The organism is Alistipes dispar (genome assembly GCF_006542685.1).
GTDB classification, from domain to species: Bacteria; Bacteroidota; Bacteroidia; order Bacteroidales; family Rikenellaceae; genus Alistipes; species Alistipes dispar.
Window position 1 is genome coordinate 2,647,107 of sequence record NZ_AP019736.1, and the last position, 11,846, is coordinate 2,658,952.

At 58.4% G+C, this 11,846-nt stretch carries 10 protein-coding genes and 1 tRNA gene; 7 read left to right on the top strand and 4 right to left on the bottom strand.

Annotation, left to right across the window (positions count from 1 at the left end; genetic code table 11):
* Window positions 1–2: 2 nt before the first annotated feature.
* From FME97_RS11030 to FME97_RS11050, 5 genes are all read left to right on the top strand, one after another.
* On the top strand, window positions 3–1,967 hold the full coding sequence (locus FME97_RS11030; RefSeq protein ID WP_141429673.1) for a BACON domain-containing protein: 1,965 nt from the start codon (window positions 3–5) through the stop codon (window positions 1,965–1,967).
* Window positions 1,968–1,993: 26 nt separating this feature from the next.
* Window positions 1,994–4,123, top strand: a complete 2,130-nt coding sequence (locus tag FME97_RS12610) for a S8 family peptidase (RefSeq protein ID WP_141429674.1) — start codon at window positions 1,994–1,996, stop codon at window positions 4,121–4,123.
* Window positions 4,124–4,136: 13 nt separating this feature from the next.
* Entirely contained in the window at window positions 4,137–4,964 is an 828-nt protein-coding gene (locus tag FME97_RS11040; protein ID WP_232522883.1) for a DUF1573 domain-containing protein, read from the top strand.
* Between the two features lie 5 nt (window positions 4,965–4,969).
* On the top strand, window positions 4,970–5,470 hold the full coding sequence (locus FME97_RS11045) for a lipocalin family protein (protein ID WP_141429675.1): 501 nt from the start codon (window positions 4,970–4,972) through the stop codon (window positions 5,468–5,470).
* A gap of 311 nt (window positions 5,471–5,781) precedes the next feature.
* Complete coding sequence (locus tag FME97_RS11050; protein WP_141429676.1) at window positions 5,782–7,452, top strand: hypothetical protein; 1,671 nt, start codon at window positions 5,782–5,784, stop codon at window positions 7,450–7,452.
* Between the two features lie 416 nt (window positions 7,453–7,868).
* On the opposite strand, the gene FME97_RS11055 is transcribed toward FME97_RS11050, so the two are convergent.
* The 4 genes from FME97_RS11055 to FME97_RS11070 form a co-directional block, all read right to left on the bottom strand.
* A tRNA-Asp gene (locus FME97_RS11055) sits at window positions 7,869–7,942 on the bottom strand.
* A 56-nt stretch (window positions 7,943–7,998) separates the two neighbouring features.
* Window positions 7,999–8,535 carry an RsmD family RNA methyltransferase gene (locus FME97_RS11060; protein WP_141429677.1) on the bottom strand — a complete coding sequence of 179 codons (537 nt, stop codon included), beginning with the start codon at window positions 8,533–8,535 and terminating at the stop codon, window positions 7,999–8,001.
* Window positions 8,526–9,080: a hypothetical protein gene (locus FME97_RS11065; protein WP_141429678.1), complete on the bottom strand. Its 555-nt coding sequence runs from the start codon at window positions 9,078–9,080 to the stop codon at window positions 8,526–8,528. Before FME97_RS11065 ends, FME97_RS11060 begins: the two co-directional genes overlap by 10 nt.
* Window positions 9,081–9,120: 40 nt before the next feature.
* Window positions 9,121–9,756 (bottom strand): hypothetical protein, encoded by a 636-nt coding sequence (locus tag FME97_RS11070; RefSeq protein WP_141429679.1) that lies wholly within the window; start codon window positions 9,754–9,756, stop codon window positions 9,121–9,123.
* A 50-nt stretch (window positions 9,757–9,806) separates the two neighbouring features.
* Between FME97_RS11070 and FME97_RS11075 the strand changes: the two genes are divergently transcribed.
* Window positions 9,807–11,219: an ATP-dependent DNA helicase gene (locus FME97_RS11075; protein ID WP_141429680.1), complete on the top strand. Its 1,413-nt coding sequence runs from the start codon at window positions 9,807–9,809 to the stop codon at window positions 11,217–11,219.
* The gene (locus tag FME97_RS11080; RefSeq protein ID WP_141429681.1) at window positions 11,212–11,787 is read left to right on the top strand and encodes a uracil-DNA glycosylase family protein; all 576 of its coding nucleotides are present in this window, start codon (window positions 11,212–11,214) and stop codon (window positions 11,785–11,787) included. The genes FME97_RS11075 and FME97_RS11080 overlap by 8 nt, the downstream gene beginning before the upstream one ends.
* Window positions 11,788–11,846: the final 59 nt, after the last annotated feature.

The window sequence follows — 11,846 nt, forward strand, 5'->3', positions numbered from 1 at the left end:
GGATGAAATTCAAGAATAAGATAGTGTATGGTCTGGTCCTCGGTGCATTTGCGCTGGCTTCGTGCCAGAAAGACGAGGACGGGCCGACGATCTCCGGCGATTCGCTGACAGTGGACCGCGAGGAGATCCTCGTGGGTCCCGACCGCATTCACGAGACGGTTCTGGTCACGGCATCGGACGATCTCGAATGGGTTACCAGTTCTTCCAGGTTCTTCGTGTCCACGACGCCTGCCAATGGCACGGGGTCGGCCGAGGTGACGTTCGTCATCGACTCCACGCTGGAGGCGGGCTCCCGCACGGCGCAGGTCCGCATCATGAACCGCAACGACGAAAGCGAGCGGAAAATCATCAATATTACGCAGTTCGGCTATGGGAAACAGATTCTGCCCAGAAAGCCGGAGGTGCAGATCGAGAGTTCGGCGTCCTATGACGATCGTTACATCGACGCCACGATTACGACCAATGTGGCTTTCGAGGTCGATCCGGCGGTCGAGTATGAACTGGGCGAGGAACTGACGCCCGAGGACCAGGCGTCGTTGTCGGAGAGCGACCTGAAGAACTGGATCCGCATGGACGGCATAAAGATTCCCAGCGCGGAGGAACAGAATGCCGAACTGGACAGCAAGGATCGCCCGCGGTCGTTCGACATCCGGATTCCGTGGGAGATGAACACGATTCCCTATACGCGTATCGCGAAGATCAAACTGGTCCCGACCGATCCGGATGTCGAACTGGTGGATAAGGACGGCAATCCGACCGGAGAGGTATATATTACCGTGACTCAGGAATCCGCACAGCGCATTACGGACGACCGTGCGGGCGACTCGCTGGCCGTGGTGATGATCAACGAGAAGATCCAGAGCATGATTTCGTGGGATACGAGCGAGAACATGACCAACTGGGACGTGGTGACGCTTTGGGAGGAGACCGACGAGGACAAACCTTCCGAAGAGGCCGTGGGCCGCGTCCGTTCCGTGACGTTCTCGATGTTCAACCTTCAGGAAGGCGAGACTTTCCCGCGTGAGATCCGTTATCTGAAATACCTCGAATCGGTTACGCTTCAAAGCAACACCAACCGTCAGATCCGGGAGATGGACCTCGGCGAGGAGATCGGGGAACTGGAACACCTGAAGAACCTGACGGTGAATTCCTACGGTCTGAAGGGTCTGCCGGCGAACTTCGTCCGGTTGGGACAGACGTTGGAGAAACTCGATCTGGGCGCCAATAACTTCGCGAAGCTGACCGACATCACGACGGTCGTGAACAAGACCAACTTCCCGAAACTCAAGGTGCTGAAACTTTCCGGCAACCGCCGCAACGATACGACCGGCGAACTGAATACGGAAAACCGGGAAGAGCTTACCGGCGGAGAACTCGGAATGTATCAGAATCTGACTACGGACAGACAGGCGTTTATCGACCTGCTGAAGTGGGATGCGCTGGAAGAGCTCAGCTTGTCGTACGAACTCTTCGAAGGCTCCCTGCCGACCGACGAAGAGATGGCCGCCGCCGGATTCGTGACCTACAAGGAGACGCCGCAGGCGGAAGAGAAGTATCCGCTGTTGCAGGACACCTGCCGCTGGCTGCTCACCGACCGCGAGGTGGTACTTCCCGGCATGAACCGTAAGGTGAAGGGCAGCGAGGTGCTGTGCGTGCTGCCTTACGCCAAAGTATTCGCCATCAACCTGAACTTCCTGACGGGCGACGTACCCGACTGGATTCTGTTCCATCCTTATCTTCAGGAGTGGAATCCCGACTCGATGATCTTCAACCAATGGGAAGACGGCAAGGATACGCAGGGCAACTCCGTAGGTTTCGACAATGTGAAGAACAACCCGGATTTCGGATACGGATATTATTACGGAAACGGCAAGGAGGCGAACCGCAGCGAAGCGGCCTATCCGATGTACTACAACAAGTACGTGGGAGGCGGCGACGAAGGCGGCACGTGGCCCGACCAGCAGTAAAGAACGATAAAAAGCCAATGGATCTGATGAAGAGATATTATGTATATGCGGCGCTCTTCGCCTTTGCGTTGACGTCGTGCGTCAAGGAGGATCTGGAGCAGGGAACCCCTGCTCCGGCCCCCGGGACGGAAGTGAAGCTCCCGGCCGACGCCGAAGCGGGGGAGCTGCTGATCAAATTCAAACCCGAGATGTCGGATATTCTGGACCGGACGTTCACTCGGGCTACCCGTAACGGCGGCAGCGGTGTGATGACCCGTTCGGGCATTCCTTCGACCGATGAGATTCTGGATATTCTCGGCGGTTATCATTTCGAGCGTATCTTCCCGCGCGACGAGCGGAACGAGGCGCGGACCCGCGAAGCGGGGCTCCATCTGTGGTACAAGGTGAAATTCGACGAGAATGCCGATTTGCATGAAGCTGCCCGCAGGCTGAGCCTGCTGGGAGAAATCTCCGCCGTGCAGGGCAACCACCGGATCAAGCGCGCCTACGACGCCAAGCGGCTGAAAACCTACATGAGCAACGCCGCCGCACAGCGCCTCTCCGCGACGCGCGCTGCCGAGGACGACATCGACTTTTCGGGGCTGGGACTGCCGTTCGAAGCCGATCCCGCGCTGAAGTACCAGTGGCATTACAACAATACGGGCGACTATTCGTTCAAGGAGAACAATCCGGACGCGAAGGTCGTCGCCGGTTGCGACGTCAATTGCGTGGAGGCGTGGAAGATGTGCACGGGCGATCCTTCGATCGTCGTCGCCGTGCTCGACGAGGGTGTGATGTACACCCACCCCGACCTGGAGGCCAATATGTGGAAGAACGACGGCGAGGTGCTCAATGCCGGCAAAGACGCCGACGGCAACGGCTATGAGGACGACGTTTACGGCTACAATTTCGTGGAGGACACGGGCCTGATTTCCTGGACGGGCGAGGGCAACACGGGCCACGGCACGCATGTCGCCGGAACCATCGCCGCCGTCAACGGCAACGGCCGGGGCGTCTGCGGCATCGCCGGCGGACACGACGGCAGCGGCAGCGGTGTGAAGATCATGTCGTGTCAGGTCTTTGCGGGCGACATGAGCTCCACGCTGGACCAGGAGGCCAAAGCGATCAAGTATGCGGCCGACAACGGCGCGGTCATCCTGCAATGCAGTTGGGGATATATCTCGGCCGATGCCAACCAGGCGATCTTCGGCACCGTGCTGGGCCCCGCCACCGAGGAGGAGTGGGAAGCGACCTATCCGCTGGAGAAAGAGGCGCTGGACTACTTCATCCAAAATGCCGGATCGCCCAACGGTGTTATCGAGGGCGGCATTGCGGTCTTCGCCGCAGGCAACGAGTACGCCGCCACCCCCTCCTTCCCGGGAGCCTATTCCAAGTGCGTGACCGTCGGAGCGCTGGATGCAGGGTTCACTCCCTCGAGCTTTACGAACTACGGTGTCGGGGTGGACGTGAGCGCTCCGGGCGGCGACATGGAGTACTACGGCAAGGTTGGCGAGGAGGATCCCGAAGGGTGGCTCGACGAAGGCGGTACGCCCGTCATGGGCTACGGCTCGGTCCTTTCCACGTGGTTCATCGACGGCCAGCCGGCTTATGGCTATATGGATGGCACCTCGATGGCCTGCCCGCATGTGTCGGGTGTGGCGGCGCTGGGATTGTCGTATGCCGTGCAGAAGCGGCGCCATTTCAAGGCCGACGAATTCGTTTCCCTGCTGAAGCAGTCGGTTAAGGAGATCGACGACACCTACCTGAAAGGCAACAAACTCTACTACTACACTCACAACTATGCGAGCGCTCCGGCTACCAAGATGGCTTTGGCCGATTACCGCGGTAAGATGGGTACGGGTATGGTCGATGCGGGGAAGCTGCTGAAAGCGGTCGAGGGGGCCGGTTTGGAGATGAAGCTCCCGAACATGTACGTCTCGACGGACGGATCGGCGACGCTCGATCTGGCGTTCTACTTCGAGAACGGCCGCAACCTGACCTATACGGTCTCGGTGGCCGATGCGCAGATCGCCGAAGCGTCGGTTTCCGGAACGATGCTGACGGTCGGAGGCGTGGCTGCCGGATCGACGAAAATCACCGTCAAACCCTCCGCCGGACAGGAGCAGACGATGATCGTCACCGTGCGGAAAAATGCCGGCGACAGCGGTTGGATGTAGAATTGAATGGCCTGTGAAGCGGATTCGAAAGATATGGCTTGTCGCGGCCCTTTGCTCGGCGGCCGCGATGTCCTCTGCGGGTTTTGCACAGGGACTTCCCGACCGCTCCGAGGCAACCGTCGATTCGCTGCTTGATCCTCCGCTCGCCGCGGTCCGGCCGTTGCGCTTCGAACGCGCGACGGCCGATCTGGGGACACTCCGCGAGGAGGATGCCCCCGTACGCCGGCGTTTCGTTTTCAAGAACCGGAGCGACGAAACGATTGCCATCGTCCGGGTCAGCGTCGGGTGCAGGTGTCTCGCGGCCGAGTGGCCGAAGGGCGGCATCGCCCCCGGAGCCGAAGGTGCGGTCGAGCTGACGTACGACCCCGAGAACCATCCGGGACGGATCGACGTAAGTGCTTTCGTCTATGTATCGGGACCGGACCGCAAGCCCGCTGCGCGGCTGACGTTCACGGGCGAAGTACTGCCTGCGGCGAATCCCTGGGCGCGCTTCCCGCATGCGATGGGGGCGTTGCGGCTCAAACAGAAGGGCGCGGAGTTCCGCGGACTGGAATCCGGAGCGAAGGCTACGGAACGTATCCTCTGCGGCAATGCCGGCGAGCGGCCGTTGCGGTTGTCGGCGGAGCTGATTCCCGATTTCGCGGCGTTCCGCACGGAGCCGGAAACGATTCCGCCGGGCGGCGAGGCCGACATCGTGATTACGGTTGACGCCTCGGAAATTCCTCCCGCGCGGGAAACGGATTTCTCGTTTCCCGTCATCGTCGCAGGCGTGGACGGAAGGCCGTCGGAGAGAACCCTGACCGTCAAGATAAATCGAAAAAACAAGAACATAACAGACTGAATGATATGAAACATCTTTTTAAGATCGCCCTGCTGGCCTCCTGCCTGCTCTGTTTCGCCGCGTGCGACGATGACGAATCCCGGACTCCGGAGATCGAGGTCACCCCGGCCTATCTGAACGGGACCTGGACGCTCGCCGAGTGGAACGGGGCGCCCCTGGCCGACGGACTTTACCTCTACATTACGTTCAACCGCCGGGAGAGGACCTATGAAATGTACCACAATTTCGACAGCATGTACGCCCGGCTCGTCACCGGTTCGTTCAATGTCGAAGAGGACAAGGAACTGGGCTATGTCATCAGCGGCGACTACGATTACGAGAACGGCGACTGGACCCGCGAATACGTCGTCTCCGATCGGCTCGAGGACGCGATGACATGGACGGCGAAGGACGATGCCGGAGACGTGCACCGTTTCGTCCGCTGCGAGAAGGTTCCCGACGAGATCGTGGACGAAGCGAAATCCGATACGGAGGCAGACGCTGTAAAGTTATCCGTCATTTTCTGACGATGCTCCCGACTCCGTGGGGGGGGGAATCCCCGGTGTCGGGAGTTTTTGAATCCGAAGTTCCCCCCTAAAAAAAATGTTCCTATGAAAAAGTTTTTACTTTCGATGGCATCGTTGATGCTCCTGTTGGGAGGAGCCTGCAACGATGACAACGGCGAGGGGGGGGTAAAAATCCTCCTTCCATCGAGGTAGGTGAGGTTTCGTTCTCCGAACAGGACGGCACGGCCAAAGTCGAGGTCCGTCCCTCCGAAAACACCGAGACCTGGTATTGGAAATGCGTTCCGGCCGGGGAGGAGGCCGATTACGAATCGGTGACCGGAAACGAGGCGACGACGCTCGACCTGACCGTGACGGTGGATGTGGACTACGTCGTTTCGGTCTATGCCGAGAATGCGGACGGGAAAAGCGATGTCGTCACGAAAGATTTTAAGATCAGCTCGGCAGAGCTGAAGGGCGAACTGGTGGAACTCACGGTGAAGAACCTGACGGCTTTTTCGCTGGACGTGGATGTGAAGAAGAGCATCAAGTGCTCCAAATACGTGATCACAGCCATGCAGAAGAATTCTTATAACGAAGAGTACTTCATCCAGTCGGCCGAAACGTCGCTGAGTCCGAATCCGGATTATCCGATGCAGCCGTTCAACTGGAGCGACAAGAGTGCGACGTTCACCGAACATACGTTGGTCAAGAATAGGATGGCGGATGATCCCGAGAGCGAAGGCGTTAAGCTCACTTCGAGCGAAGACGACGATATGAACAAGATGGTGGTTTGCGTTTATGCGTTGCCTGCAGGCGACGGGCAGGCTGAAGTCTTTACTCAGGATTTCACCGTTCCGGAACCCTCCGATTACGACGGTTCGATCGAGGTGCAGATCGACATCGCCGACGAGGACATCACGCTGACGTCGGTGGCTGCGACCATCACGGCGGGCGCGGGCTGCAAAAAGATTTTCACTTCCCTGATCGGGGCGTCGGATTACGATCCTTTCGACGAGATCACCGACGAGGCGAAGCGGAAGGAACTGCTCACGGTACTCGGCAACAATCGGCAGGTGCTTCCCTATACGGAGCCTTACAAGGTGGATTTCACGCATAACATGACGCCTAATACGACGTGGCGACTTTATGCCGTACCTATCGCCGAGGACGGTACGATCGGCAAGGTGACCTACGAGGACTTCACGACGAAGAAGCCGGTCTTCGATGGTACGGGCGAGATCGTTTCCGCCGAACTCTCCCAGACGACTCCCGAGGCCATCGAGTTGAAACTGACGACGAGCGGCGACGTCGAGAAGGTGCGCATCTTCTGCTGGTCGTATAACGAGTGCTACAATATCGTCGGCGACCCGGCCGAACTGGAGTGGGCGATATACGACCGAGAGAACAATGCGTCGTGGACGGACGAGTATGCGAAGGATGAGTTTTCCGGAACGCTGTCTCTGAGCATTCTGCATCCCGGAGACGATTACTGCATCTACGGGGCCACGGTCGATGCGAAGGGCAACGTGAGCTATCCGGTGAACCTGGTGCAGCTCGCCGGGGGAAGCGAGGACAAAGATGCGATGTTCAAGACGATGCCCGAAGAGCAGGAGGAGATCGTAGTGAAGTTCGACGGCACGGGCGAAGCGACGCTCAAAGTTACGGAGACCGAGAAAGACGAATATTCGACGAATATCGAATACACCGTGACCAAAGGCGCCAATACGGTCAAGGCCTACCGTATCCGCACGGCCAGCACGGCCTACGAGGAGACGCTCGAGGAGGATTTGAAAACGGCTTTTGCCGACTATCCCAACTCGATTTCGGGTTCCTACAAAGAGCTGACGTTCGCCGACGGCGATACGGAGTCGGAGACGCTGGAATATCTGACGAACTACGATTCCGAATGGGGTGGCAATATCGTCGCGATCGTGACGGTGGACAAGGATGGCAAGCTGAAGATCGCGGATTACTACCTGGCCGGAACAGGCGACAAGGAATAAGGTCGTTTGGCTGTTTTGCAATTCTATCGTTTCCGTTCGGACATGGTTCCGAACGGGAATTTTAGAAAAGTTTGAAATCAATACCAGTGGACATTTCTTGCCATAGAGTTATAAAACGAATCTACTGCGAACCGACCGTGTCCGGAAAATAAAAAGTTCATGATAATCGGAAAGAGCGATTGTTCCGGTCGCTCTTTCCGATTTTATTCTTCGTCGTCGTTTCTGAGTTGCAAGACTTGTCTTGCATTCGATGGCGATACAACTAACGCCCGTTTTCCGCTCGAATCGTTCGCGGGCCACGTTGTCCTTTTCATACCATGCCCCGAACTGCATTTTCCTGCACTTCCGGGAAAAGAAAAAAGCCTTGCAAATGTTTTATTTACAAGGCTTTTCGCTTTTTTTGTCATGATGTCTTGCGGTGCGTAGGGGACTCGAACCCCTGACCCCGTGCGTGACAGGCACGTATTCTAACCGGCTGAACTAACGCACCGTTTTTCGGTATTGCGAGTGCAAAGATAGTCGAATTTTTTGAATCGGCAATGTTTTTTACGGTTTTTTGAAGAAAGAAAATTGTACGCTTCCGTAACTTCTTAATTGCCAGAAACAGGCATTGTCCGAAAAGTCCGCTTTCTTCGAGTGTTCGAAGATCAGCAGCCCTCCGCTGCGCAGGCGGTCGCCTTCGAGCGTCAACCGTACGATCTCTTCGCTGCCCTCCAGATCGTAGGGGGCGTCGGAAAACACGATATCGAACTGCTTGTTGCAGTTTTTCAGGTAGAGGAACGCGTTCGCCTTGACGGCGTGGAGGCTGCCGATGCCCAGTTGCGCGGCCGTCTGCCGGATGAAGTTGTAGTGCACCGGGTTGATCTCCACGGCCGTGACGCTGCGGGCTCCCCGCGAGGCGAACTCGTAGCTGATCGAGCCGGTCCCGGCGAAGAGGTCCAATACGTCGCACTCCTCGAAATCCACGAGGTTTCCCAGCACGTTGAAGAGGTTCTCCTTGGCGAAGTCCGTCGTCGGACGCGCTCTGAGGTTGCGGGGCGGATTGATCGCCCGGCCCTTGTATTTGCCGCTGATTATTCGCATACGACCTTCCTGAACCGTTTTCCGAGCAATTTGCGCAGTGCCTTCGGATCGTCGCCCGCTGCGAGGAGCGTGTAGCCGCGCAACGGGAATACGGCGTCGAGCCGTTCGGCGAGGTAGCGGATCTCGGCTTCGTCTGCCGCCGCGATGACTTCGGCCGCCCGGAGTCGTCCGTCGTCGTACACCTTTATATAAAGCAGTCCCGCCCGCCGGCAGAGCCATACGGTGTTTCCATCCGCCGCGGGACGGTGCAGCAGCGGGGTGGTGAAACGCAATGGCCGTCCGCCAGCCGCCTCGGCTGCCTGCCGCAGCGCTTCGCCCGGCAGGGCCATGACGGCCACGATCTCCTCCTCCGCATCGCTGCATACGGTCTCCTCGCCGCTGAGAGCTGGCATTCCGTTCGCGGCGAGCAGTGCCGCCGCGCGCTCCCCGGCGAAGTATTCTACGGGTACGAGCATCGTGCGCGGCGTCAGCACCTCCGCTTCGATCCGCTCCGCCTCTGCGGGGAATGCCGGAGGTGCGGCCACCGAAAAAGAGTGTCCATCCAACGATTGCTGAATGGACACCTTGTAGCCGGGTTGCGGCGTATCAGTCTTCCCAGTTGCCCGCTTCATTGTTGGCCGACTCCATGGAACCGAACTTGACGCCGGGGTAGCGGTTGAAGATATTTTCCTCCTCGTCGATCAGGTTGATGATCTCCTGACGATAGGCTACCGTGTCGAGGAACATCTTGTAGGGAGCGCGGCACTCGACGATCGGCACGACGACGTTCGATGCGGTCGTATAGCCGGCCTCCATGATGAACTGCGCCTTGTCGTCCGTTCCCGGAATGTAGCGCAACTGCTTGACTTGCTCGACGGAGAGTTTTTTGGGCGAGAAGATCGTGTCGATCACGGCGATCTTGAATTTTTCGATATTCTTCTTGCCGCTCTTCTTCAGCATGGCCATACCCACCGAGTCATCTTCGTCCACAAGCTTGCGCTCCAGCTCGAGCGTATCGGTCAGGATGAAGGCCTCGAGCGAATCGAACGTACTCGTGAAGTGCTGATACTTCGACTTGAAGGAACGCTGTGCGGTGCGGATGTCCTTGATGCGCTCGATGACGGCGGCTTTCTTCGCAGCGAGTTCCTTGTTGAAATTAAGCGGGGTCGAGATCTGGACGTAGATGATGTAGACGAGCGCTACGATGACTACGCCGAGAATGATTTGAAAAATTCTTTTCATTTTATAAATAAATATTTGTTATTAATTTTGTGCAGCAAATAACCGACCGCATGTTCAGTACACGTATCGCGACCCAAATTTACGCCAAAATTTGTTTCGAAACAACTCCCGGACAAAAAAAAATCGTAGAAAAATTGTCCGAGTACCTCGCTGACGACGATTTTTCGCGGATTTTCGTGCTCAACGGATATGCCGGAACAGGCAAGACGACGCTCGTCGCGGCAGTGGTCGGGGCGCTTAAGGATTTGGGTATCAAACCGGTCCTGCTCGCTCCTACGGGGCGTGCGGCCAAGGTGCTGGCACAGTATGCCGGCGAGAAGGCCCTTACGATTCACAAGCGCATCTACCGCCAGCGCACCAATGCCGACTACGAATCGAAATTTTCGCTGAACCTCAATCCCGAACGCGGAGCGGTCTTCATCGTGGACGAGGCGTCGATGCTCTCCGACGGCGCGTCGGACGGGGCGCTGTTCGGCAGCGGTTCGCTGCTGGCGGATCTGGTGCAGTACGTCCGCAACGGCCGCGGCTGCCGCCTGGTGCTGGTCGGCGACAGTGCGCAGTTGCCGCCCGTGGGGAGCGACTTCAGTCCGGCGCTCGACCCTGCGTCGCTGTCCGCCTACGGCGAGGTGGTTTACGGCACGATGGACGAGGTGGTGCGCCAGGAGGCCAGCTCGGGCATCCTGTTCAATGCGACGCTGGTGCGCTGCATGCTCGAGAACGGCATTTACGAGATTCCGCGCTTCGGGATGGATTTTCCGGACGTCGAGGCGGTCGGGGGCGGCGAGTTTCTCGAAAAGTTGCAGGACTGCTATGCGCGGTACGGCCGCGACGAGGTGATCGTCGTCACGCGGTCGAACAAGCGCGCCAACCGTTACAACGAAGGCATCCGCTGCAACGTGCTTTCGGCCGAGGAGGAGATCGAGAGCGGCGATATGCTGATGGTGGTCAAGAATAACTACTACTTTCCCGAACATGCCGAGGACTGTCCGATGAACTTCATCGCCAACGGCGACATCGCACGGCTGCGGCGGCTGCGCCGCTTCGAGGATTTCTACGGCTTCCGTTTCGCCGAGGCGGTGCTCGAATTTCCCGACTACGACACGGAGCTTCAGTGCAAGATTCTGCTCGATACGATCACGTCGGAATCCCCGTCGCTCACGCGCGAGGAGTCCTCGCGGCTCTTCTGCGAGGTCGAGAAGGACTACCTCGACATCAAAAGCCGTCTGAAACGCTTCCGGGAGATACGTGAAAATCCGCACTTCAACGCCGTGCAGGTGAAATTCGCCTATGCCGTCACCTGCCACAAGGCGCAGGGCGGGCAGTGGCGCGCCGTCTTCGTGGACCGCTGCCTGTTCGGCGACGAGCCGATGACGCGCGACATGCTGCGATGGCTCTATACGGCGCTCACGCGCGCCACGGACAAACTCTATCTCGTGAATTTCGACGAACGATTCTATGAATAGCGAACTCCACCCGCTCGAACCCTTCCTGCCCGGGAACGCGCGGATTCTCATGCTGGGCAGTTTTCCGCCCAAGCGTATCCGCTGGTCGATGGAATTTTTCTACCCCAATCTGCAAAACGACATGTGGCGGATCGTGGGCTACCTCGCCACGGGTGACAAACAGCACTTCCTCCTGCCGGGCGGCCGGCGGTTCGACCGCGGCCGCATCGAGGCGTTCTGCCGCGAACGGGGGATTGCGCTTTACGATACGGCTGTCGAGGTCGTTCGGCTGAAAGACAATGCGTCGGATAATTTTCTTCAAGTGGTGCGCGAGGTCGATCTGGCGGCCTTGCTGGCGCGCATTCCCGCCTGCCGGGCCATCGTGACGACGGGTCAGAAGGCCACCGATACGCTCCGTGCGCTGACCGGCTGCGACAGCCCCGCCGTGGGGGAGTCCGTAGCGGTGCACTATGCGGGCCGCGACCTGCGTCTCTGGCGCATGCCCTCCTCGTCGCGGGCTTACCCGCGTCCGGTCGAGTGGAAAGCCGAATTTTACCGCCGCGTTTTCGCCGAGAACGGCATTATCTGATCCGCTGATCCGTCCGTTTCGGGCAGCCGCTCGCGGGCGGGAAACGCCTGCCGGTGTTT